This is a genomic window from Pantoea sp. YU22 (assembly GCF_003970755.1).
GTDB lineage: Bacteria > Pseudomonadota > Gammaproteobacteria > Enterobacterales > Enterobacteriaceae > Pantoea > Pantoea piersonii.
In genome coordinates this window covers 180,391-204,233 of record NZ_RYDU01000008.1, presented here as the reverse complement: position 1 = coordinate 204,233, position 23,843 = coordinate 180,391, and the positions used below count along the sequence as shown (strand labels likewise).

The window sequence follows — 23,843 nt, the reverse complement described above, 5'->3', positions numbered from 1 at the left end:
CAAGGCGGCTACATCTCTAAAACGACCTTACAGCAGGTGCGGGGGTCTTTTTCGAACAGCGTCATCGCGCGTTCGATTTCGTCGAGCGAAAAGTAGTGCGTAACCAGTTTTTCTGGCTGGATCAGCCCCTGTTCCATCCACTCAATGACCTGTGGAAAGCGATGGCTGTTAAGGCGAGAGGTAAACAGCGACAGCTCTTTGCTGGTGAGACTTTGTTGCGTGATGCTACACGGCTCGCCGGAGAAGCCGAGCAGTCCGATACGCGCGGCGGGCGAGGCGATCGCCGCTGCTTCTGCCAGAATCGACGGATGGCAGGCGGCATCAATAATCAACGTCGGCTGCACCCCTTCCAGCTGCGCCGCCAGCGCCACTTCGGCGTTGTTGAAGACGCGATCCGCGCCGCTGGCCTGCGCCAGCTCAAGACGCTCCGGCAGACGATCCACCACCAGCACCTGCGCTACCTTATAGACTCCTTTCAGCACCTGAATCGCCGTCAGGCCCATCGGACCCGCGCCGTAAATCAGCGCCACATCCTGCGGCTGCGGCTTAAGGAACGCGGTAATATTGGCCGCGATAGTGAAAGGTTCCACCATACTGGCCAGCCTGTCAGGGATGGTCGTCGGCAGGGTATAAGCGTTGCTGGCGGGCGCGACGCTATACTCGCTGAAGCCGCCGTCGCGATGTACGCCGATCACGCTCAGCGTGGTGCAAACGTTAGGGCGGCCTACCGAGCAGGGATAGCAGTGGCCGCAGCTGACGACGGGATCGACCGCCACGCGTTCGCCGATGCGGCTGGCGTCAACACCGTCGCCGACGGCATCAATCACGCCGAAAAATTCATGGCCGATGACGCGCGGATATTTAGCGAAAGGGTTATGGCCATGCCAGATATGCACGTCGGAGCCGCAGATGCTGGCGTATTTCACCTTTACGCGTACTTCGCCCGCAGCGGGTGCAGGTAACGGACGCTCCGCCAGAACCAGCGTGCCGGGTTGTTCTATAACAACGCTTTTCATGATGCGCTCCTTACCAGTTCCACAGTGTGCCGTCTTCCAGACGGGCCACTGGCAGATAAGCGGGTTCATAGGGATATTTCGCCGCCAGCTTTTCATTAAATTCGATACCCAGCCCCGGCTTGTCGCCCGGATGCATAAAGCCATCTTCGAAGCGCCAGTTGGCGTCAAACAGCTCCATCATCTGCTCGGAGAAGCCCATATACTCTTGCACGCCGAAATTCGGCACCCACAGGTCAAAGTGGAGCGCCGCCGCCATGCAGACCGGCGAGAGATCCGAGGGGCCGTGCGAGCCGGTGCGTACCTGGTAGAGCGAGGCGAAATCGGCGATGCGGCGCATGCCGGTGATGCCGCCTGCGTGGGTGATGGTGGTGCGGATATAGTCGATCAGCTGCTCTTCAATCAGCTGCTTGCAGTCCCAGATACTGTTGAACACTTCGCCGACCGCAATCGGCGTGACGGTATGCTGGCGGATCAGGCGGAAGCACGCCTGGTTTTCAGCGGGCGTCGGGTCTTCCATCCAGAACAGGCGGTAATCTTCGACGCTTTTGCCGAAGCGCGCCGCTTCGATCGGCGTCAGGCGGTGATGCATATCGTGCAGCAGGTGTTCGTTGAAGCCGAATTTATCGCGGATGGCTTCAAACAGCTTCGGCGTAAAGTCGAGGTACTTCTCCGTTGACCACAGCTGCTCTTCCGGCCAGTTCCCTTTGGTTGCTGGCTCATAGGCCAGCCCTTTGCCTTTCGCCATGCCGTAAGTGGTTTTCATGCCCGGCACGCCGCACTGGGCGCGAATCGCTTTGAAGCCCATCTCCTTGTGCTTTGCGTAGTCATCCATCACTTCATCGATGGTATGGCCGGTGGTGTGGCAATAGACCATAACGCCGGTGCGCGAGGCGCCGCCCAGCAGCTGGTAGAGCGGCATATTGGCGGCTTTGCCTTTGATATCCCACAGCGCCGTATCGACCGCAGAGATAGCTGACATGGTGACCGGCCCGCGACGCCAGTAGGCGCCTTTATAGAAATATTGCCAGATATCCTCGATCTGATGCGCGTCGCGGCCAATCAGCTGCGGACACACATGATCTTTCAGGTAGGAGGCGACCGGCAGTTCGCGGCCGTTAAGGGTCGCGTCGCCGATGCCGGTAATGCCTTCATCGGTGGTGATTTTCAGCGTAACGAAGTTTCTGCCTGCGCAGGTAACAAAGACTTCAGCGTTAACAATTTTCATTTTTCCGTGGCCTTCATTCAGCAATCAATGCTGAAAAAGTACGCGCATTTATACTACCATACAAGTTGAGGTTGCAGAGTTGTGAAGACAATCACAGAGAGAATGTCAGGGCTGGCGCGCAGCTCTTAAGCCCGCGCCAGCGGCAGAAAAGCTAACAAGCAGGCAGCACGCCCCGAAAAGCAAAACGTCCCGCGCCGTGAATGACGCGGGACGAGCAGACAGGGATAGTCTCTTTTGCCTTTATGTCACTGGGTGATGCTGCGCACGTCAGCGCAGCCGGTTTAGCCAGAGCGGCGCTTGACTCAGCGCCCGGGAGGCTAACGTCAGGCCAGCAACGCGCACTGCGGCGGCAGACGGCAGCTAAGCGCGCCGGGTAGTACCTCAATGTCGAACTCGCGGCCGGAGAGCGGTTCGCCATCCAGGTTAAAGGTCATCTCATTTGGCGAAACGATGCGCAGCGAAGTGAGTTTAGCGGTCACAATATTCGGATTGTCGTCGTTGCTGGTCAGCGAGTGCAGCAGGGTGGGCAGCAGCTCCTGCGCGGTGACGATGCTGACGTCCAGCAGGCCGTCATTGATCAGCGCCGATGGACACAAACGCTGGCCGCCGCCCGCCTGACGCCCGTTGCCGACGCCAATCGCCAGCGCGTCGCCCTGCCAGTGAAACTCAGGGCCGGTAATCTCGCAGCTATCGGGTTTCAGCGTGTCCATCCGCATCAGTCCGTGAATAAAATAGGAGACGCCGCCCAGCGCAGACTTCAGCTTCTCCGGCGTTTCGGTCGTGATGCGGGTGCCGAAACCGCCGGTCGCCATATTAATGAAAAAGCGATCCTGATTAACCCGCGCCAGGTCGATAACGTGAGCCTTGCCCTGAACCGCCAGGCGCAGCGCGGGCTCCATTTCGGCAGGAATGCCGACGCTGGTGGCAAAATCGTTGGCGGTGCCAAGAGGAAGAATGCCCAGCACCGGCCGTCGGGCGGCATCAACGGCGGTCAGCGCGGTGGCGATTTCGTTAATAGTGCCGTCGCCGCCGCCAGCAACGATGGTCTCTGCGCCCAGTCGCAGCGCTTCCTCGACGTAACGTTCGCCGTCGCCTTTCTCCCAGGTAACGCGCACGGCGATGGCAAAGCCCTCATCGCGCAGCGTCGTGACAGCCGCGCGCAACTCCTCGTTACCTGCGCCTTTGCCGTTAAGAATTATTAGAGTAAGCGATTGTTTTTCCATTATCCATTCCTTGAAAACCCACAAAGATTTCTGCTTATAGCATAGTCAGGAGGGAAAATTTACGGGAGAAAAGCGGAAAAAAGAAAACCCGCACGGGGGAGCCGGGCGGGTGAATGAGGTGGTTCCTGATACAACAGCTATTAGTTGTTACTCGTTCGCAGCAGGCGCGACTATAAAGGAGCGCGCAGCGGCGGTCTGTGATCCTGTTCTAACTTCGTCTGTTTACTTGCGCGACGTGAGTAATTTGCTATGGGGATCCCGCGTGCTGCTGCCGTCGGTGAAATTGCGCAGCAGCAGGCCAAACGCCAGCCCGACATCCGCAGGCACCGGTATCCAGACGCGATGGCCGTCGCCAGGCGCGACGTCAATGGCCGCGCCGCGCGCATCCTGCATCGCTTCCAGCCTGCAGTTCAGATTGCCGTTGGGCGTCATGATCTCCAGGCTGTCGCCGAGCAGAAACTTATTTTTTACCGCCACTTCCGCCCAGTCGCCGCGACGCTCGCCGGTAAATTCGCCGACAAACTGCTGGCGTTCCGAGATCGAATAGCCCTGCGCGTAGTTCTGGTAGCTGTCGTGCGTATGGCGGCGCAAAAAGCCCTCGGTATAGCCGCGATGCGCCAGCCCCTCCAGCGTGGTCAGCAGCTCGGGATCGAAGGGTTTCCCGGCCGCGGCGTCGTCGATAGCGCGGCGGTAAACCTGCGCCGTACGCGCGCAATAGTAGAAGGATTTGGTACGGCCTTCGATTTTCAGCGAATGAACTCCCATTGCGCTCAGGCGCTCGACGTGCGCTACCGCGCGCAGATCCTTAGAGTTCATAATGTAGGTGCCGTGCTCATCTTCAAAGGCGCTCATGACCTCGCCCGGCTTCATCTTCTCTTCCAGCAGGAACACCTTATCGGTGGGCTGGCCAAGACCCAGCGTCGGCGTCACCTCCTGCACCTCGACGATATTGCCTGCCTCGTCCTGCTTCCCTTCCTCAACCTTATATTCCCAGCGGCAGGCGTTGGTGCAGGTGCCCTGATTCGGGTCGCGCTTGTTCATATAGCCTGAAAGCAGACAGCGACCGGAGTAGGCCATACAGAGCGCTCCGTGTACGAAGATCTCAATTTCCATCTCCGGCACCTGCTGGCGGATCTCGGCGATCTCCTCCAGCGACAGCTCGCGCGACAGGATCACGCGCGTCAGCCCCATCTGCTGCCAGAATTTCACCGTCGCCCAGTTGACCGCATTGGCCTGCACGGAAAGGTGGATCGGCATCTGCGGAAAAGCTTCGCGCACCAGCATAATTAAACCGGGATCGGACATGATCAGCGCATCGGGCTGCATCTCTACGACCGGCGTCAGGTCGCGAATAAAGGTTTTCAGCTTAGCGTTATGCGGCGCGATATTGACCACGACATAGAATTTCTTGCCCAGCGCGTGCGCTTCGGCAATCCCTTTGGCAAGGTTGTCATGGGTAAATTCATTATTGCGCACGCGCAGGCTGTAGCGCGGCTGTCCGGCATAGACCGCGTCTGCGCCATAGGCAAAGGCGTAACGCATATTCTTCAGCGTTCCCGCTGGAGAAAGCAGTTCTGGTTTCATGGTGTTCTCACTGATGTCAGGTCAGCATGCCGCCTGGCGCGGCACGTGCAGCGGTCGTCACCTTAACGGCCCTGCAAAAGGTGCGGAATTGTAGGCGGCGGAGAGAGCAAATCAATTGATCTAGATCAACTGACACAGATCCGCTTCCCAGCGATAGCCCATGCCGTACACGGCGCGGATAAACGGCTGGTCGGCGTCGAGGCTTTCCAGCTTGCGCCGCAGATTTTTAATATGGCTGTCGATGGTGCGATCGGTGACGACGCGGTAGTCGTCGTAAAGATGATTCAGCAACTGCTCACGCGAAAAGACTTTTCCCGGCTCCAGCGCCAGGGTTTTCAGCAGGCGGAACTCGGCGGGCGTTAGCTCCAGCGGCTGGTCGTGCCAGCTCGCCTGGAAACGGTTCTCGTCAATTTTCAGCAGCGACGCTTTGCCCGCTTCTTCCGGCGCGCGCCTGACGCGGCGCAGAATGGTTTTCACCCGCGCCACCACTTCGCGCGGGCTGAAAGGCTTACAGATATAATCATCCGCGCCAATCTCCAGGCCAAGCAGGCGATCGATCTCCTCGGTGCGCGCCGTCACCATAATGATCGGCAGCTCAGAGAAGCGGCGGATTTCGCGGCATAGCGTCAGGCCGTCGCTGCCGGGCAGCATCAGGTCCAGCAGCATCAAATCGGGCGGCGTCTGCTGGACGAAAGGCAGCACGTCGCTGCCGTGGGCAATATGATGGGTGCGGTAGTTAGAAGCTTCCAGATAGTCGATCATCAGCTGCGCCAGCTTCGGCTCGTCTTCCACTACCAGAATCAGCGGGTCGGTTTTTTCGGGGTTCATCATCAGTTACGGCTGGGGGACATAGCGCAATTGTAGCGTGATTTTCAGTCCACCTAAATCAGAGTGCTCCGCAGCGATATGGCCGCCGTGCGCGTCGACGATGTTTTTGCAGATAGCCAGCCCCAGCCCTGAGCCGCCGCTGGCGCGATTGCGCGACCCTTCGGTGCGGTAAAAACGCTCGAATATTTTCGCCTGCTGCTGCGCGTCCACGCCCGGCGCGCTGTCGGCAAAACTCATCCGCCAGCAGGGCGCTTCATACCAGAGCCGCACCTCAACCTGGCCCGGCGCGTCGGTATAGCGCAGGCTGTTCTCCAGCAGGTTGGTGAACAGCTGCATCAGGCGGTCGGGATCGCCGAAAAAGGGGGCTTCGTCCGGCATTTGCAGCGCCAGCGTCAGGCCGTGGCTGCGATAGCGCTCGTTAAAGCTGCCCGCGCTCACTTCCAGCAGCTGCACCAGATCGGTGGCCTGCTTGCGATAGGCGAGGGCACCCTCGTCTGAAAGCGAAAGCTGATGCAGATCGTCCACCAGCTTGCTGAGCACGCCGACTTCGCTCAGCAGCGAGCCAATCGCCTCCGGCGTCAGCTGGCGTACGCCATCCTGCATCGCCTCCAGTTCGCCGCGCAGGATCGCCAGCGGCGTGCGCAGCTCGTGAGAAATATCGGCCATAAAGGCGCGACGCATGCTCTCGTTCTTCTCCAGCGAGCTGGCGAGGCGGTTAAAATCCTGCGCCAGCTGGCCCAGTTCGTCGCGGCTGCCGACTTCGACGCGCGTGGCGAAGTTGCCCGCCGCCAGATGGTGCGTGCCCGCCACCAGCCGTTTGACCGGTGCCAGCAGGCCGCGCGACATCAGCCAGGTCACCAGCGCCGCCAGCAACGTCGACAGGCCGACGATCAGCCAGCTGGTGCGCCTTTGTTGATGATCGAAGTTAATATCGGTGCTGCGCGTCAGGCGCTCCGGCGGCGAACCGACCACCCAGCCAACTATTTTGCCGTTGCTGGTGGTGATATTGCGCCGTGAGCCTTCCGGCGGCACCGGCGCGCGCGGCCCCGCCAGCACCTTATACTGCTGGTCGATAATCCAGAACTGGGTACGCCAGCCGTGCGGCGGCAGCTGGTTGCTGCTGTCGGGATTCTGCTCCAGCGAGCGCAGCATGGTGTACACCAGTCGATCGTTATGGCGCAGAAAATCCCAGCTGCCGTGCTGTTCATATTGATCGGCCAGCGCGTCGCCGAGCATGGCGAGCCGCTGCTCGTTGCCGCGCTTGATATAGTCGACGAAGCCGTGCTCGAAACTCAGACGCACGCCCCAGTGCATGGTGATCAGCACCAGCATGCAGGTAGAAAAAATCGCTAAAAAAAGTTTGGCGCTGATGCCCAGGCGCAAAGGGGACTTCATGGTTTTCTCCGGCGTCGCAGATCGACGTTTTTACTGGTTTCCTTCGGCACGCGCCAGAACACCAGCGCGGGCAGGGCGATAATCAGCGCCATGCAGGCGTAAGCGGTCATAAACAGCGTATGGGTATTGTCGCTGCTGCCCAGCGCGTCCTGGCCGAAAGCGCCCAGCAGCAGACCGGCGATGGTGACGCCAATACTCATCGACAGCTGCATAATCATCGACAGCAGGCTGTTGCCGCTGGAGGCGAGCTCGTCCGGCAGATCTTTCAGCGTCAGCGTGTTCATGGAGGAGAAGCGCAGCGCGTTCACCATGCCCTGCATCAGCAGCACCAGCGGCAGCAGCCATATCCAGCCGAGCAGCGCCACTACCGGGAAAAGCAGCACCACTACGGCGAGCGCCAGGGTGGTGCCGACCAGCGTATTGCGGTAGCCGAACAGGTTAACGATGCGCACCACCACGCGTTTAATGCCCATATTGCCAAGCACCATCGGGATCATCATCAGCCCGGCGTGAAACGGCGTATAGCCCATGCCAACCTGCAAAAAAATCGGCGTCATAAAAGGCAGCATGCCGCTGCCGATGCGGCCGAGGAAGCTGCCGAGAAGACCAATCGAGTAGACAGGGCTGTCGAACAGTTTCAGGCTGAACAGCGCGTTGTCGTTGCTGCGCGCATGCATCAGATAAAACAGCAGCGAGAAAACGCCGATCAGGATCATCGCGCCCAGCAGCAGCGGCGAACCACCGCTGCTGCGCTGGCCGTCGAGCGCCATCGTCAGCGTCGCCATACCGGCAGCCAGCAGCAGAAAGCCGAGAAAGTCGAAGCGCCGCGTCTTCATTGAGTAGTTCGGCATCAGCGTGATAGTGGCGATAGCGCCAACAATGCCGACGGGAATATTAATCAGAAAGATCCAGTGCCAGCTGGCATACTCCACCAGCACGCCGCCGAGCGCCGGGCCGACCAGCGGGCCGATCTGTCCCGGCAGGGTCACAAAGGTCATCGCTGACATATACTGCTCGCGCGGCACGATTTTCATAACGGTTAAGCGACCGACCGGCACCATCATCGCGCCGCCGATGCCCTGCACCACGCGCGCCATCACCAGCTGGTCCAGCGTTGAGGAGAAGGCGCAGAGCAGCGAACCGACGCTGAACAGCACGATAGCGCTGAAGAAGATGTTACGCACGCCGAAGCGGTCCGCCAGCCAGCCGCTCATCGGCAGCGTCACCGCTACCGTCAGCAGATAGGAGACGATCACCGAATGCATATGCAGCGGACTGACGCCCAGATCATGCGCCATCGACGGAATGGCGGTGTTGACGATGGTGGTGTCCAGCGTTTGCATAAAGAAACCGAAAGCGACAATCCATAGCTGCCAGCGAACCGTGGCTTTTTGGGCATTCATTCTTCTTTTCTCTCCTCTCCTTAACTCTCCACCGGGCAGGCTACTTTGCCGCGCCTGCGCCGCAGCTTATCCATATAGAGATAGACCACCGGCGTGGTGTAGAGCGTCAGCAACTGGCTCATAATCAGCCCGCCAGCGATGGTGATGCCGAGCGGCTGACGCAGCTCTGCGCCGTCGCCGCTGGTGAGCACCAGCGGCAGCGCGCCGAACAACGCGGCAAGCGTGGTCATCAGAATAGGGCGGAAACGCAGCATGCACGCCTGAAAAATAGCGTCGCGCGCGCTCAGATTGCCGCTGCGCTGCGCATCCAGTGCAAAATCCACCATCATAATGGCGTTCTTCTTGACGATGCCGATCAGCAGCAAAATACCGATAAGGGCGATGAGGCTGAAAGGCGTATTGAACAGCGTCAGCGCCAGCAGCGCGCCGACGCCCGCCGAGGGCAGCGTCGAAAGGATCGTCAGCGGATGAACGTAGCTCTCATACAGGATCCCCAGCACGATATAGACGGCGGCGATAGCGGCGAGCATCAGCCAGAGCTGGCTGCTCTGCGACTGCTCAAACACCTGCGCAGTACCGGCAAAGCTGCCGCGTACGCTGGAGGGCACGCCGAGCGCAATCATCGTGCGGTCGATCGCCGCAGAGGCTTCTGACAGCGAAACGCCCTCTGGCAGGTTGAAGGAGATGGTCGAGGCGGCGGAGAGCCCTTCATGGTTTACCGACAGCGGCGCGTTGGCGGGCTGCCATCGGGCGAACCACGACAGCGGAACCGCCTTGCCGTCACCATTAATCACAAACATCTGATTCAGCGCGCTGATATCCTGGGTGTAGCGCGGATCGACCTCCATCACCACTTTGTACTGATTCAGCGGCTGATAGATGGTGGAGATCTGCCGCTGGCCGAAGGCGTTGTTTAGCAGCGCGTTCGCCTGGGAGACGTCTATGCCGAGACGCGACATGCTTTCACGATCGTAGAGCAACGCCATTTCGCTGCCTTTATCCTGCTGATCCGAGTTTACGTCCGCCAGCTGCGGCAGCGCGGAGAAGGCCTGGCGGATTTTCGGCTCCCATTCGCGCAGCGCGGCGAGATCGTCGGAGAGCAGCGAATACTGATAGCTGGCATTCGATTCGCGGCCGCCGGCGCGCAGATCCTGCACCGCATTGAGATAGAGATTCGCGCCAGGCTCTTTCGCCAGCTTCGCGCGCAGTCGGGCAATAACCGCCTGGGCGTTTTCGCTGCGCTCCGAAAGCGGCTTCAGCGAAATAAACATCGAACCGCTGTTGGTGCGCATCCCGCCGGTAAAGCCCACCACGCTCTCCACTGCCGGGTCAGCTTTCACGATCACCATAAAATCCTGTAGCTTCTGGCGCATCGCCTGAAAGGAGATGCTCTGATCGGCGGAAATAGAGCCGGAGAGCCGGCCGGTATCCTGCTCCGGCATAAAGGTTTTCGGCACCTGAATAAACAGCCAGACGGTGAGGGCGATCGTGCCGAAAAGCAGCAGCAGCACCCAGCGCGCATGGTTCAGCACCCAGCCCAGCGAGCGGCCGTAACCCTGCTGGATCGCCAGCAGCATGCGGCCCGCGCCGCGCCGACGCGGCTGGCTGCGCGCCCTGTGCGGTTTCAACAGGTAAGCGCACATCATCGGCGTCAGGGTAAGCGAGACCACCATAGAGATGGCGATCGCGACCGACAGCGTAATGGCGAACTCCGAGAAAAAGCGGCCTATCAGCCCGCCGATCATCAGCAGCGGCAAAAAGACGGCGATCAGCGACAGGCTCATCGACAGCACGGTAAAGCCTACCTCACGCACGCCGGTCAGTGCCGCCTGCAAAGGCTTCATGCCCGCCTCGACGTGGCGCGCGATATTCTCCAGCACCACAATGGCGTCATCCACCACGAAACCGGTAGCGATGGTCAGCGCCATCAGCGACAGGTTATTCAGGCTAAAGCCGCAGAGGTACATCGCGGCAAAGGTGCCGATCAGCGATACCGGCACGGCGGCGGCGGGGATGAGCGTAGCGCGCCCGGATCGCAGAAAAACGAATACCACCATAATGACCAGCACCACGGCGATGGTCAGGGACTGCTCGACCTCATGCAGCGAGGCGCGGATGGTGGGCGAGCGGTCCTGTGCGATCTGCAGATCAATGGCGGCGGGAATGGTTTCGTGTAGTGTCGGCAGCTCGGCGCGAATGCGGTCGACGGTATCGATCACGTTCGCCTCTGGCGTTTTACGCACCAGTAGCAGCACGGCGGGCTTGCCGTCCGCCATCCCTGCGTTGCGCACGTCCTGCACTGAGTCCCGCACGCTGGCGACGTCGGCGAGCTTAACCGCCGCGCCGTTGCTGTAGTGCACCACCAGCGGCGCATAGTCGCTGGCGGTTTTCAGTTCGTCATTGGTGCGCAGCTGCCAGCGCTGCTGGCGATCCTCCAGCGCGCCCTGCGGACGACGCTGGTTGGCGTTGGCGATCGCCTCACGCACCGCGTCCAGCGAAACGCCCTGGTTAAACAGCGCCTGCGGATTCAGCGCAACGCGCACCGCAGGCAGCGAGCTGCCGCCGACCGTCACGTCGCCGACCCCTTCAATTTGCGACAGTTTCTGCGCCAACTGGGTGGAGGCATAGTCGTAAAGCTGGCCGGGATTATAGATATCCGACGTCAGCGTCAGGATCATAATCGGCGCGTCCGACGGGTTAACCTTGCGGTAGGTCGGGCGGCTCGGCATCCCGGTCGGCAGCAGGCTTTGCGCCGCGTTGATGGCCGCCTGCACGTCGCGCGCCGCCCCGTTGATATCGCGGTCAAAGTCGAATACCAGAATAATGCGCGTGCTGCCGAGCGAGCTGGTGGAGGTCATTTCGCTGACGCCGGCGATGCGTCCCAGCGAGCGCTCCAGCGGCGTCGCCACTGACGAAGCCATAATTTCCGGCGACGCGCCCGGCAGCGAGGCGGAGATGACAATCACCGGAAAATCGACCTGCGGCAGCGGCGCCACCGGCAGCAGCCGAAAACCGAGCGCACCCGCCAGCGCAATGGCGATAGTCAGCAGCGTGGTGGCGACCGGGCGATGAATAAAGAGCGCAAAGAGCCTCACTGCTCCGCCTCCCGGCCGCTAAAGCGGCGGCGCGCGGCCTGACCCAGTCGATCAAACAGCAGATAGATCACCGGCGTGGTAAACAGCGTCAGCACCTGGCTCAGGATCAACCCGCCCACCATCGCGATGCCGAGCGGATGGCGCAGCTCCGCGCCGACGCCGGTGCTGAGCATCAGCGGCAGGGCGCCCAGCAGCGCCGCCAGCGTGGTCATCAGAATCGGACGAAAACGCAGCAGGCACGCCTGATAGATAGCGTCAAAGGGTGCCATGCCCTGTTCGCGCTCGGCGGCCAGCGCGAAGTCGATCATCATGATGGCATTCTTCTTCACGATGCCGATCAGCAAAATAATGCCGATAATGGCGATGATATCCAGCTCGCCGCCGCTCAGCATCAGCGCCAGCAGCGCGCCAACGCCAGCGGTGGGCAGCGTCGACAAAATGGTGATGGGGTGGATAAAGCTCTCATAGAGCACGCCGAGCACGATATACATCGCGACGATGGCCGCAACGATCAGCCAGACAGTGCTGGTCAGCGCCGCCTCGAACGCCAGCGTGCTGCCCTGGAACTGAGTCATCAGCTCCGCAGGCATGCCGAGGCGCTCTTCCGCCGCGCTGACCGCTTTCACCGCGTCGCCCAGCGAGTAGCCATCGGCGACGTTAAAGGAGAAGGTCGCCGACGGGAACTGGTCGAGATGGTTGACGCTGAGCGCGCTGTGGCGCTGCTCAATCTTCGCAATGGCGCTGAGCGGCACGCTGCCGCCGTCGGCACTGGCCAGGCGGATGCCTTCCAGACCCGCCAGGCCCGGCGTGGCGCGGTTATCCTGTTCCAGCACCACGCGGTACTGGTTCGCCTGAGTATAAATGGTCGAAATCAGGCGCTGGCCGAAGGCGTTATAGAGCGCGTTATCAATATCGGCCATGCTGATGCCGAGGCGGCTGGCGCTGTCGCGATCGACGTTAACGTACGCCTCCAGCCCCTGATCCTGCCAGTCGCTGCTGATATCGCGCAGTTCAGGGGACTGACGCAGCGCGTCCAGCAGCTTCGGCACCCAGCTACTGAGCGACGCCAGCGAGCCGGACTGGAGCGTAAACTGATAGGGCGTGCGGCTCGACTGGGTTTCAATCGTGAGATCCTGCACCGGCTGCAGCCACAGCGTTACGCCGGGCAGGTGGCTTACCTGCTGCTGCAGCCGATGCTGCACCTGTGGGATGCGGTCATCGCGTTCGCTTAGCGGCTTCAGGTTAATCTGCAGGCGCGCGCTGTTAAGCGCCGCATTGGTGCCGTCCACGCCGACGAAAGAGGTCATGCTCTGCACCGCCGGATCTTTCATAACCAGCGAGGCGACGTCGCGCGTGCGCTCCGCCATGCTGGCGTAAGAGGCGCTCTGTGGCGCCTGCAGCGTGCCCTGAATAATCGAATTATCCTGCTGCGGGAAAAAGCCTTTCGGAATAAGGATCCACAGCAGTACGGTAAGCAGCAGCGTGCCGAGCGCGACCGACAGCGTCAGCCAGGGGTGCGCCAGCACCTTGCGCAGCCAGCGGCCATAGCCAGCGATCACCCGTTCGAAAAAGGCTTCGCTGGCGCGCGAAAAGCGGTTCTGCTTGCGCAACGATTCGGCGCTCAGCATACGCGCGCACATCATCGGCGTCAGCGTCAGAGAGACCACGGCGGAGATAAGGATCGCCACCGCCAGCGTGACGGCGAACTCGCGGAACAGACGGCCAATCACATCGCCCATAAACAGCAGCGGGATCAATACCGCGATAAGCGAAAAGGTGAGGGAGATAATGGTAAAGCCGATTTCGCCTGCGCCCTTGAGCGCGGCAACAAGAGGCGTTTCGCCTTTCTCCAGGTAGCGCGTAATGTTCTCAATCACCACGATAGCGTCGTCCACCACGAAGCCGGTGGCGATAGTCAGCGCCATCAGCGTCAGGTTATTGATGGAGAAGCCAAGGAAGTACATCGCGGCGAAGGTGCCGACCAGCGATAGCGGCACGGCGACCGCGGGGATAAGGGTCGCAGGCACGTTGCGCAGAAACAGATAAATAATCATCACCACCAGGCCAATCGCCAGCATCAGCTCGTGCTGGGTATCGGTGACCGAGGCGCGGATATTGGTCGTGCGGTCGCTCAGCAACTGCACCTTCACCGACTTCGGCAGCGTAGCGGTGAGCGATGGCAGCAGCGCGCGGATATTATCGGCGGTGGCGATAATATTGGCGCCCGGCTGCCGCTGTACGTTAAGCACAATGGCGGCCTCGCGGTTCGCCCAGGCACCGAGCCAGCGGTTCTCCGCCCCCTGTTCGATCGTCGCGACATCACCCAGCCGCACCGGCGCGCCATTTTTATAGCTGATAATCAGCTGGCGATAATCCTCCGCCGACTTCATCTGATCATTGGCGGAAAGAGTAATGGCGCGTTCCGGGCCGTCGAGGCTGCCTTTCGCCGAGTTGACGTTGGCGCTGCTGATGGCGGTACGTACCTGTTCGCTGGTGAGGCCCAGCGACGCCAGCGCCTGGGCGTTCATCTGCACGCGAACCGCCGGGCGCTGACCGCCGGAGAGCGTCACCAGACCAACGCCGGAGACCTGAGAGATCTTCTGCGCGACGCGCGTCTCCACCATATCCTGCACCTGAGTCAGCGGCATGCTGCTGGTGGTGACCGCCAGCGTCATGATCGGTGGGTCGGCGGGGTTGACCTTGCTGTAGACCGGCGGATTGGGCAGGTCATTGGGCAGCAGGCTGGTGGCGGAGTTGATGGCAGCCTGCACTTCCTGCTCGGCGACGTCGAGCGGCAGCGTGAGCTGGAACTGCAGGGTGATAACCGATGCGCCGCCGGAGCTTTGCGACGCCATCTGTTTCAGTCCCGACATCTGGCCGAACTGGCGTTCGAGCGGCGCGGTTATGGAGGAGGTCGTGACATCCGGGCTGGCGCCGGGGTAGAGCGTCACTACCTGTATGGTGGGGTAGTCCACTTCCGGCAGCGCCGAAACCGGCAGAAAACGGTAGCCGAGGATGCCCGCCAGCAGAATCGCGATCATCAGCAGCGTGGTGGCGACCGGACGTAAAATAAACTGACGCGACGGCCCGCCGTTGGCGTCAGGAGGCATAACCTGCATTACTCGCGCGCTCCTTTCGCCGGTTGCGCCGCGCGACTGCTTTTCAGCGCGGTGCTTTGCGGCGCAACCACTTCAACCTGCGCCCCTTCCGTCAGGCGATCCAGACCGTCGGTGACCACGCGTTCGCCCGCGCTGAGCCCGGCGGTGATCACCACCTGGCGGCTGTCCTGCAGTCCGGCAGTGACGCTTTTCTTGCTCACCTTGTTGTCGCTGTTGACCACCCAGACAAAGTGGCCCTCATTGCCCATCTGCAGCGCGGCGGTAGGGATCACAATCGCATCCTGCAGGGTATTGACCTTCAGCCGCGCGTTAACGAACTGGTTAGGAAAGAGCTTGTCGTCCTGATTGTCAAAGCGCGCCTTCATCTTGATGGTGCCGGTTGTGGCGTCAATCTGGTTGTCGATGCTGAGCAGCGTGCCCTGCGTCAGCAGCGTCTGGTTGCTGCGGTCCCAGGCTTCGACCACCAGCGGCTGGCCGCTTTTTTGCGCCTGCATAATGTCGGACAGGTCATTTTCCGGGAGGCTAAATAAAAGGTCGATGGGATGGGTCTGGGTGATGACCACCAGCCCGTTAGTGTCGCCGCTGGTGATGTAGTTGCCTGCATCGACCTGTTTCAGGCCGACGCGGCCCGCAATCGGTGAGGTAATGCGGCTGTAGGTAAGATTAAGCTGCGCGCTGGCGACGCTGCCTTCGTCCGCCTTGATAGTACCCAGGGTTTCGCTCACCAGTGAACGCTGGGTATCCAGTTCCTGCTGCGACACCAGCGAGGTTTTCGCCAGCTTCTCAAAGCGCGCGAGATCGCGGCGAGCGTTGGCCAGCGTCGCCTGGTCTTTCGCCAGCTGGCCCTGCGCCTGAGTTAAGGCGACCTGATAAGGTCGCGGATCGATCTCCGCCAGCAGTTGACCCGCTTTGACCTGCTCTCCTTCCTGAAAGTGAATCGCCATCAGCTCGCCGTCGACGCGGCTGCGTACCGTAACGGTGCTGGCGGCGGTCACGGTGCCGAGCCCGCTGAGAAAGTGCGGCACGCTCTGGCTAACGGCGGTGGCAGCCTGAACCGGCGCTGGCGCGCTCCCTGCACCCCCTTTGCCGCGGTGCGGTCGGGCGGCGGCCTGAGGATCGGCGTCGGGCTGCGCCGGATGATGCCACCAGTAGTATCCGCCTGCGGCGGCAGCAATGACCGCCAGCACCAGCAGGCTCTTTTTCAACAAGGAAGGTCGGTTCATCTTATCGTTTGCTCTCCAGCAGTAGCGAAATCCCCAAAACGCAGGCTGAAACGCGGCAGCCTGCAAATAGCAGAGTGTAGACCCGCAAAGCGGGCAGAAGTTGAAGGAATTAAGGATATCTGTCAGTACGGCCTGAGTATCCCTCCTGGAACAAACTTATGGAGGAATTACGTATAAAGGGATGTTTTGGCTTTTGCTATGCTTTTGGACAGGTCATTTATTGCAAAAGGAGAAAAGGATGAGTCAGGTTGAAACCCGTCAGCTCGGCGATACGGGCATTCAGGTGCCGCTGCTGACGTTCGGCGGCAACGTTTTCGGCTGGACCCTGGATCAGGAGCAGTCGTTTTCGTTGCTGGATGCGCTGGTGGAAAAAGGGCTGTGGTTTATTGATACCGCCGACGTCTATTCGCGCTGGGCGCCGGGCAATAAAGGCGGCGAGTCAGAGACCATTATCGGCAACTGGCTGAAAAAGAGCGGCAAACGCGACCGCATCGTGCTGGCGACCAAGGTAGGCATGGAGCTGTCGCCGGAGAAAACTGGCCTGAAACCGCAGTATATCCGTCAGGCGGTGGAAGATTCGCTGCGCCGTCTGCAAACCGACTATATTGATCTCTATCAGGCGCATCGCGACGATGAAGATACGCCGCTGGCGGAAACCCTGGCCGCGTTCGATTCGCTGATCAAAGAGGGCAAAGTACGCGCCATCGGCGCCTCTAACTACAGCGCGCCGCGTCTGCAGGAGGCGCTGAAGATCAGTGAAGAGCAGGGCCTCGCCCACTACGCGACCCTGCAGCCTGAATATAATCTCTACGATCGCGAAGGCTATGAGTCGGCGCTGGAGGCGGTGGCGACGCAGCACGGTCTCGGCGTGATTAACTATTATTCGCTGGCAAGCGGCTTTCTGAGCGGCAAATACCGCAGCGCCGCGGACGCGAGCAAAAGCGCGCGCGGCCAGGGCGTGGTGGAGAAGTATCTCAACCCGCGCGGTCTGAAGATCCTTGCCTCCCTTGATGAGATCAGCCAGGCGCATAACGTGACGCCGACCCAGGTAGCGCTGGCGTGGCAGATTGCGCGACCGAGTATTACCGCACCGATCGTCAGCGCCACCTCGCTGGCGCAGCTGGACGATCTGATCGGCGCGACGCAGCTGCGTCTAACGCCGGAAGAGATCGAAAAACTGGCGCAGGCCAGCAGCTAATCGCGTTAGACGGGGCGTTTACGCCTCGTCTTTAATTTGCGTGCCATATAATGCGTTCGTCTTAACCGCGTTTCCGTTCAGCGATCCCCTTCACATTTGTTTGAAGAAACTGTCTCTTTGCTTATTCGTGCGCACTTTTTTACAAAAGTTGAACTTTTCGCAGCACTATCCTCTGCGTGGAAATAACCTTCATTCAGATAAGAAGAACGATTATGAACAGAAAAAAAGCAGTGCAACATTTCCCGCTGCGCCGTGTTGCGGCCGGCTCCCTGATGTTCGCCATGCTTAGCGCATCTGCTGTGGCCGCAGACGCGTTCAGCTACGACTCGCCTTACATGTTCGGCGACTGGGGCGGCACGCGAACGCAGCTGGAAAACGACGGTATTAAATTTGACGTTAATTACACCATGGAAAGCGCATCGAACCTCGGCGGCGGCGCCGATACCAACACGTCAATGCGCTACAGCGATCAGTGGGCGTTCGGCGCCAATTTCGATCTGCAGAAGCTGCTCGACTGGCAGGATGCACAGTTCCAGATGACCATCACCAACCGCGACGGCCAAAATATTTCCGATCAGGTGGCCGATCGCCGCACCGGCATGCTCTCTTCAGTGCAGGAAGTGTATGGACGCGGACAAACCTGGCGTCTGACACAGTTCTGGCTGAGCAAAGGACTGTTTGACAACGTGGTGAACCTGAAAGCGGGTCGCGTCACCGTCGGTGAAGATTTCGATAACTTTGACAGCAAGTTCCAGAACCTGGCGTTCGGCAGCGGGCAGGCGGGCAACTGGCGCGGCGACCGCTGGTTTAACTGGCCGGTATCGCAGTGGGGCGGCCGCGTAAAAGTTAACATCACGCCGGAAGTCTTCTTCCAGGTCGGTTTCTATAACCAGAACAGCGCCAACTACGATCGCGGCGACGGTTTCCGTCTGGATACCAGCAACTCCGAAGGCAATATGGTGCCGGTGGAACTGGGCTGGAAACCGACGCTGGGTCCGGACAAGCTGCCGGGTAACTACCGCATCGGCTACTACTACTCGTCGGTTAACGGCGACGTTTACGGCAGCTGGCGCGACGGCGGCTATCAGGATAAAGATCACGCCTATGGCGGCTATGTGCTGTTACAACAGCAGCTGACCGCGCAGGGCGGCGACGTTAGCCGCGGTATCGGCGTGACCGTTCAGGCAGTAATGAACGATCACAAAACCTCGAAGACCGATAACTATCAGTCGATCGCCTTTACCTGGGCAGGTCCGTTTGACGCGCGTCCGGAAGATGAGATCGGCATTGCCGCGGGTCGTATTCACGTCAACAGTGATTACACGCGTGCGCAGCGTCAGCAGAACGCCGCCAACGGCGAGACGGACTTCAACAGCCCGACCTATCTGCCGATTCAGGATGGTTCGGAATATAACTACGAGCTTTACTACAACGTGAAGCTGGCGAAATGGCTGCAGGTGCGGCCGAACCTGCAATATATCGTTGCGCCGGGTGCGGTGAGCGAAGTGAAAGATGCTTTTGTTGGCGGCATCAGCGCCAATATCAACTTCTGATAAAACTACAAGCGGCCCGCGATGGGCCGCTTAATTTTGTCCCTGTCGCGGGCTGTTTTGCTCTTCGAACTGCGTCTTCCGCTTCCTGAACGACTCCGCTCTCTGTAACCCCCATCCAGGCTGGCACATTAACGAAACATTACCTCTGCCCAGCGCGCCAGACCGGCCGTTACCGAACCGAAATCATCGCCGCTGGCGACGGGCGTATCCGGCAGCGCCTGCTGCAGCGCGGCGCGCAGCACCGGCGAACGCGCGCTGCCGCCCGTCAGATAAATTACCTCTGGTTTTGCGTCGCAGCTGGCGAGCGCCAGATGCACCTGCTCCAGAATCCGCTCCAGCGGCTGGTTGATCGCCTCCTGCAACATTCCGTCGCTGATGACGGCGTGCAGCTGCGGGGCGATAAAGTCGAGGCTGGCGTCGAAGGAGGCGCGATCGGAAAGGGCGATTTTGCTCTCCTCCGCGGCGCGCACCAGACGATAGCCGAGCTTCTGCTGCCACACCTTCAGCAGATGCGCCACTGGCTCGCCCTGTTCCGCGTCGCGCACCAGATCGCGCAGCAGTTTGCCGCAGGCGGCGGAATAGAATTCGCTTTGCGCTGGCACGTCGTTAATCGCCACCGCGTTCCACCACGGCAGGGCGGGCAGGGCAGTGCCTTTTTGCGTCTTGCCGCCCAGCCCGAGCAGCGGCATCAGGGTTTTAAACGCCAGCATAATGTCGAGATCGTTGCCGCCGACGCGGCAGCCGCTGTGGCCGAGCAGGCTTTGACGACGGTCCGACAGCTTGCGCCACTCCGGCCCCATCAGCAGCATCGAGCAGTCGGTGGTGCCGCCGCCGATATCCACCACCAGCACGCGCGTCTCTTTATCCAGCGTCGCTTCGAAATCGAGCCCTGCCGCGACCGGCTCAAACTGAAACTCCACGTCGCGGAAACCGGCGCGCTTCGCGGCGCGCAGCAGAATGCCCTGCGCCTGTGCGTTGGCTTCGTCGCCGCCCAGTCCCTGAAAGTTGATGGGACGGCCGATGACCGCCTGGTCGATAGTGCCGTCAAGCTGCGCTTCGCCCTGCTCGCGGATATGGCGCATCATGGCGCAGACCAGATCTTCAAACAGCGCGATCTGCTGCGGTTTCAGCCCGCTGGCGCCGAGAAAGGATTTTGGGGATTTAACGAACCAGGTCTCTTCCGGGTCGACCATATAGTGCTGCAGCGCGTTCAGTCCGAACTGCACGCTGCCGGCCGATACTTCGATGTCCTCTTCGCGGTTATAGCGCAGCGCGCGCTGCAGCAGCGCGGTGGTTTCCGCATCCGGCGTCGCGACCTGATGGTGGCGGTAGAGCCATTCGCTCACCGCTTCGCGCGTGGGTGCGGCAATCATCGACGGCAGCAGGCGCTGGCCCTTCTCCAGCGCCAGCAGGCGCGGCATGCCGTTTTCGCACACCGCAATGGAACAGTTCGCCGTACCATAATCGAAACCAATGAACATCTGATGCCCCTCCCGGAAAAAAGGGGGCGACTTTAGCGCAGCTGAGCGGGGCTGGCAAGCGGCTCAGTGCGCTTCTGGTGCATAGATCGTCAGCCGCCCGCGTCCCGCTTTTTTGGCGTTATAACAGGCGATATCCGCCTGCGACAATACCTCTGCGCCGACGCCGTTGGTGGCGGAGAACTGCGTCAGACCGGCGCTGGCGCCGACCTGAAAAATGTCGTTCTGCCAGTTAAAGGTGTAGCCATTGACTGCCGAGACGATGCGCTGCACCACCTCGCACCCCTGCGCTATCGGGCACTCCGGCAACAGCAGGGCGAACTCGTCGCCGCCGAGGCGCGCCAGAAAATCGGTGCCGCGCAGGTGCCGCTGCATCAGCCCAGAAAGTTCGCGCAGCAGCGCATCGCCTGCCGCGTGCCCGGCGCTGTCGTTGACCGCTTTAAATTTATCAAGATCGATAAAAGCCAGCACATGCTGATGCTGATGCTCAACGGCGTCGTTCAGCAGGCGCTGAAGCTGACGTTCGAAGCTGGCGCGGTTCGGCAGGCCGGTCAGGGTATCATGCAGCGCGCTATAGCTGAGATGCTTCATCATTTTGCGCGATTCGCTGACGTCCTGAATGACCATTACCGCGCCGATCTCCTCGCCTTCCAGGGTGCGCAGCGGCGTTATGCTGTAGTGAATCTCTACGACACCGCCGTCAGCGGCGTGCAGCACCAGCTCGTCATCCAGCTCGGGCGTCGTTTTTTCCGTTGGCAGGCGGCGGAGCAGCAGGTTCTCAACCGGCGGGCCGTGACGTCCCTGGGTGATATGCAGCAGTTCGCTCAAGGGTTTTCCCGCCGCCTCTTCCTGACGCCAGCCGCTCATCTTTTCCGCAACCGGGTTCATAAAGGTCACGCGCATTTCGCTGTCGGTGCTGATGACCGCTTCGCCGATGGAGTCCAGCGTGATCGCCATCCGCTCTTTTTCCTGAAACAGCGCGTCGGTAAGATTACGCAGGTGGGTCACGTCCTGACAGATGCCCAGCATACGTTCAAGGCGTCCGTCCTGACTGAAGAAGCGGCGCGCCTGCGTGCGCAGTGTGTGTACGCCGTCGGCGCGCTGAATGCGGTACTCAATATCGAAAACGTCGGCGCTTTCCTTTGACGTCATCAGCGCCAGATCGAGCCGCTCGCGATCTGCCGGATGCACCTGGCTGCGCCACAGCTCGCGGCTGGGCTGCTGGTGCGCGGGCAGGCCGAACAGCGCGTACATATGGCGATCCCACATCATCTCATTGCGCACAAGGTTCCACTCATAGACGCCGATTTCGCCCGCTTCGTTCGCCAGCGTAATGCGCTCCATCAGATGACGATTGACCTGCTCGCTCTGCTTCAGCTCTGAGATATCGATAATCTGGGAAATAAAGTAGAGCGGTTTACGCGCGGCGTCACGCACCAGCGATACCGTCAGGCGCGCCCAGACAATTTCGCCGCTTTTGCGGAAGTAGCGTTTTTCGATGGTATAAGCGTCAATATCGCCGCGTAGCAGCCTGTCCGCATGTTGCAGATCGTTCTCCAGATCGTCGGGATGAGAGATCTGCTGGAAGGTGCGCTTTTTCAGCTCGGCGGCGGGAAAGCCCAGCGTCTGGCACAGGGAATTATTGACCTGTAGCCAGACCCCTTGCGGCGATACCAGCGCCATGCCGATAGCGGAATACTCCATCGCGTGGCGAAACCGGGTTTCGCTTTCGCTGATATGGTGCTTCTCGCGCTGAAAGGCATCCATGACCAGCGACATCACATGGCTCGGCATCAGCACCAGTAGAAAGGGGAGCCAGTTAGCTATCTGACCGGGCGCATTGCCGGGCGTTTCAATGCTTACCAGGCCGAGCGCCAGAACCAGCGAAATAGTACAGGCGTTAAGCAGAAACAGCAGAAACGCCTCCCGCTTCGGCAGGCGTACGGCGCACCAGAACAAAATCACCACGATAAAGGTGAATGGCCAGGGCATAAAGCGCAGCGCCAGCCAGCTCGCGCCAGCGGTCAGCAGCAGGTTAAAAAGGAACTCTGCCAGGCGTCGCACGCTAATTGAGCCGATCCTGAGCGGCCAGGGCATCAGTAACAGCACCGGACCCAGCGCCAGCATGCCGATGACTTCAGAAATCACCCAGGTTAAGAGAAAGGGCAACGTGCCGCTGCCGTGGATGTTCAGCATCCACAGCGCCAGCAGCCCGCCCAGAAGAGGAGTGAGAACGCCTACCGACAGGACAAAACGCAGCCAGTCGAGCAGGGAGTTAAGCGGCGCCTGACGACTGAGCAGCCCGCGCAGTAAAACGCCGCCGAGGATCGCCTGCAGCACATTCAGCAGCGTGAATTTCAGATTCGCCAGTTCAGGTCCGATTATCAGCGCATTCGCCAGGCCGGTGCCCGCCACGCAGCCCAGCAGCAGCAACGGCGCATGGCGGGAAGGCGCGCGAAATGCCACGATAGTCATCAGCGCGGTCGCGAACCAGAGTGGCGAAATGCGCCCGCTGAACACGATCAGCTCCAGACAAAAAAGCGTCAGCACAAAAGCGAGCACGGCCAGAATCAGGGCGCTCAGCAGGCGGTTTTGCGGTTTGTCCAGCGAGGACAACAGTTCAACACTCATTTACTAACCCGGCAACGCGCACGGCGTCAAAATGACGAAAAATGCGCCAGTCATACTCTTCCGCGCATGCTAGCACATCACCGTCGCTGTGGGTTTGTTAAATCAAATTTCTGCGATATTCAACGAATTGACTGGCTCTGTCGCCGCAAAAAAAAGCGGCGAAAAGGTTACTGGCGGAACAGATCGGCGCGGGTAAAAGGCTTTTCCAGTCCGGCCAGATCCGCAGAGAAACGTTCAAGAAACTGCTGCGTGGTGGCAACGCGGCCATGGCCCATCAACAGCAACGGCACTAAAAAGGCCGCGCCGACCTGCGGCCAGCTAAAGCCCTTCAGCGCGGTGCGGCGCTGGCTGAGCAGAAAGGCGGAACTGAGGGTAAAGCCCAGCAGCAGCCCGGTCGCCACTTCACTGGCGGAGTGCGCATGCATCACCAGGCGCGAGAAGCCCACCATAAGCGGTATAAGGTAGCCGACGCCGATGGCGAGCAGACGCAGCAGGGTCGGCCAGCGGCCGGAAACCAGCCACAACATAACCGGCCAGAGCGTCGCCGACATCGCGCTGTGGCCGCTAAAGCCGGTAAAATTAAAGCGGGCGCTGCCGATGCCGAAACCGAGAAAGAGAATCTTCGACAGGCTTACCAGCAGACCGGCAAGGCCAAAGGCGAGCAGCCAGTACCAGACCGTGCGGCGATTATCGCTCTTCCACGGCAGGATCAGCGCGATGATCACCGCAGTCGGGATCAACAGCATGCTGTCGCCAAAATAGGTCAGTGTTCTCCAGTGCATAATCTTCCTTTAGTGTGGGCTGGCATGAATTTTCCCGCGCCATTAGCGGGCGGGAACGCGCTTCCGCTGCCTGATGCGCCAGCCGCATAA

At 60.4% G+C, this 23,843-nt stretch carries 15 protein-coding genes; 2 read left to right on the top strand and 13 right to left on the bottom strand.

All coding sequences use genetic code 11. The features are described 5' to 3' along the window. Positions 1-8: 8 nt before the first annotated feature. The 10 genes from EKL29_RS13700 to EKL29_RS13655 form a co-directional block, all read right to left on the bottom strand. Positions 9-1,016: a Zn-dependent oxidoreductase gene (locus EKL29_RS13700; RefSeq protein ID WP_120453252.1), complete on the bottom strand. Its 1,008-nt coding sequence runs from the start codon at positions 1,014-1,016 to the stop codon at positions 9-11. 10 nt (positions 1,017-1,026) lie between these two features. Then, positions 1,027-2,241, bottom strand: a complete 1,215-nt coding sequence (gene manD / locus EKL29_RS13695) for a D-mannonate dehydratase ManD (protein WP_120453254.1) — start codon at positions 2,239-2,241, stop codon at positions 1,027-1,029. Between the two features lie 323 nt (positions 2,242-2,564). Next, positions 2,565-3,464, bottom strand: a complete 900-nt coding sequence (yegS, locus tag EKL29_RS13690) for a lipid kinase YegS (protein WP_120453256.1) — start codon at positions 3,462-3,464, stop codon at positions 2,565-2,567. Positions 3,465-3,686: 222 nt separating this feature from the next. Next, the gene (gene yegQ / locus EKL29_RS13685; protein WP_120453258.1) at positions 3,687-5,048 is read right to left on the bottom strand and encodes a tRNA 5-hydroxyuridine modification protein YegQ; all 1,362 of its coding nucleotides are present in this window, start codon (positions 5,046-5,048) and stop codon (positions 3,687-3,689) included. 120 nt (positions 5,049-5,168) lie between these two features. Further along, a complete protein-coding gene (gene baeR / locus EKL29_RS13680) occupies positions 5,169-5,876 on the bottom strand; it encodes a two-component system response regulator BaeR (RefSeq protein ID WP_126689979.1) in 708 nt (235 codons plus the stop codon). A gap of 6 nt (positions 5,877-5,882) precedes the next feature. Next, positions 5,883-7,271, bottom strand: a complete 1,389-nt coding sequence (gene baeS / locus EKL29_RS13675; RefSeq protein WP_126689970.1) for a two-component system sensor histidine kinase BaeS — start codon at positions 7,269-7,271, stop codon at positions 5,883-5,885. After that, positions 7,268-8,674, bottom strand: a complete 1,407-nt coding sequence (gene mdtD, locus EKL29_RS13670; protein ID WP_126689969.1) for a multidrug transporter subunit MdtD — start codon at positions 8,672-8,674, stop codon at positions 7,268-7,270. The genes baeS and mdtD overlap by 4 nt, the downstream gene beginning before the upstream one ends. A gap of 20 nt (positions 8,675-8,694) precedes the next feature. Next, positions 8,695-11,769 carry a multidrug efflux RND transporter permease subunit MdtC gene (mdtC, locus tag EKL29_RS13665; protein ID WP_126689968.1) on the bottom strand — a complete coding sequence of 1,025 codons (3,075 nt, stop codon included), beginning with the start codon at positions 11,767-11,769 and terminating at the stop codon, positions 8,695-8,697. Next, positions 11,766-14,888 (bottom strand): MdtB/MuxB family multidrug efflux RND transporter permease subunit, encoded by a 3,123-nt coding sequence (locus EKL29_RS13660; RefSeq protein ID WP_126689967.1) that lies wholly within the window; start codon positions 14,886-14,888, stop codon positions 11,766-11,768. Before EKL29_RS13660 ends, mdtC begins: the two co-directional genes overlap by 4 nt. Beyond that, complete coding sequence (locus tag EKL29_RS13655) at positions 14,888-16,111, bottom strand: MdtA/MuxA family multidrug efflux RND transporter periplasmic adaptor subunit (RefSeq protein WP_120453268.1); 1,224 nt, start codon at positions 16,109-16,111, stop codon at positions 14,888-14,890. Before EKL29_RS13655 ends, EKL29_RS13660 begins: the two co-directional genes overlap by 1 nt. 238 nt (positions 16,112-16,349) lie before the next feature. Here EKL29_RS13655 and EKL29_RS13650 point away from each other — a divergent pair, with 238 nt between their 5' ends. Together EKL29_RS13650 and EKL29_RS13645 are read left to right on the top strand one after the other, a co-directional pair. Further along, a complete protein-coding gene (locus EKL29_RS13650; RefSeq protein ID WP_120453270.1) occupies positions 16,350-17,309 on the top strand; it encodes an aldo/keto reductase in 960 nt (319 codons plus the stop codon). 212 nt (positions 17,310-17,521) lie between these two features. Beyond that, positions 17,522-18,862, top strand: a complete 1,341-nt coding sequence (locus EKL29_RS13645; RefSeq protein WP_167456956.1) for a carbohydrate porin — start codon at positions 17,522-17,524, stop codon at positions 18,860-18,862. 128 nt (positions 18,863-18,990) lie between these two features. On the opposite strand, the gene yegD is transcribed toward EKL29_RS13645, so the two are convergent. From yegD to EKL29_RS13630, 3 genes are all read right to left on the bottom strand, one after another. Beyond that, entirely contained in the window at positions 18,991-20,343 is a 1,353-nt protein-coding gene (yegD, locus tag EKL29_RS13640) for a molecular chaperone (protein ID WP_120453272.1), read from the bottom strand. A 63-nt stretch (positions 20,344-20,406) separates the two neighbouring features. Continuing rightward, the gene (locus EKL29_RS13635) at positions 20,407-22,971 is read right to left on the bottom strand and encodes a diguanylate cyclase (RefSeq protein ID WP_126689966.1); all 2,565 of its coding nucleotides are present in this window, start codon (positions 22,969-22,971) and stop codon (positions 20,407-20,409) included. Positions 22,972-23,138: 167 nt separating this feature from the next. Further along, entirely contained in the window at positions 23,139-23,753 is a 615-nt protein-coding gene (locus tag EKL29_RS13630) for a phosphatase PAP2 family protein (protein WP_120453276.1), read from the bottom strand. Positions 23,754-23,843: the final 90 nt, after the last annotated feature.

What these genes read in the sequence shown, in the direction of transcription:
- EKL29_RS13630 (WP_120453276.1), bottom strand. Translation starts at nt 23,753, where the DNA reads ATGCACTGGAGAACACTGACCTATTTTGGCGACAGCATGCTGTTGATC.
- EKL29_RS13660 (WP_126689967.1), bottom strand. Translation starts at nt 14,888, where the DNA reads ATGCAGGTTATGCCTCCTGACGCCAACGGCGGGCCGTCGCGTCAGTTT.
- yegQ (WP_120453258.1), bottom strand. Translation starts at nt 5,048, where the DNA reads ATGAAACCAGAACTGCTTTCTCCAGCGGGAACGCTGAAGAATATGCGT.
- EKL29_RS13635 (WP_126689966.1), bottom strand. Translation starts at nt 22,971, where the DNA reads ATGAGTGTTGAACTGTTGTCCTCGCTGGACAAACCGCAAAACCGCCTG.
- EKL29_RS13650 (WP_120453270.1), top strand. Translation starts at nt 16,350, where the DNA reads ATGAGTCAGGTTGAAACCCGTCAGCTCGGCGATACGGGCATTCAGGTG.
- yegD (WP_120453272.1), bottom strand. Translation starts at nt 20,343, where the DNA reads ATGTTCATTGGTTTCGATTATGGTACGGCGAACTGTTCCATTGCGGTG.
- baeR (WP_126689979.1), bottom strand. Translation starts at nt 5,876, where the DNA reads ATGAACCCCGAAAAAACCGACCCGCTGATTCTGGTAGTGGAAGACGAG.
- manD (WP_120453254.1), bottom strand. Translation starts at nt 2,241, where the DNA reads ATGAAAATTGTTAACGCTGAAGTCTTTGTTACCTGCGCAGGCAGAAAC.
- yegS (WP_120453256.1), bottom strand. Translation starts at nt 3,464, where the DNA reads ATGGAAAAACAATCGCTTACTCTAATAATTCTTAACGGCAAAGGCGCA.
- mdtD (WP_126689969.1), bottom strand. Translation starts at nt 8,674, where the DNA reads ATGAATGCCCAAAAAGCCACGGTTCGCTGGCAGCTATGGATTGTCGCT.
- baeS (WP_126689970.1), bottom strand. Translation starts at nt 7,271, where the DNA reads ATGAAGTCCCCTTTGCGCCTGGGCATCAGCGCCAAACTTTTTTTAGCG.
- EKL29_RS13700 (WP_120453252.1), bottom strand. Translation starts at nt 1,016, where the DNA reads ATGAAAAGCGTTGTTATAGAACAACCCGGCACGCTGGTTCTGGCGGAG.
- EKL29_RS13655 (WP_120453268.1), bottom strand. Translation starts at nt 16,111, where the DNA reads ATGAACCGACCTTCCTTGTTGAAAAAGAGCCTGCTGGTGCTGGCGGTC.
- EKL29_RS13645 (WP_167456956.1), top strand. Translation starts at nt 17,522, where the DNA reads ATGAACAGAAAAAAAGCAGTGCAACATTTCCCGCTGCGCCGTGTTGCG.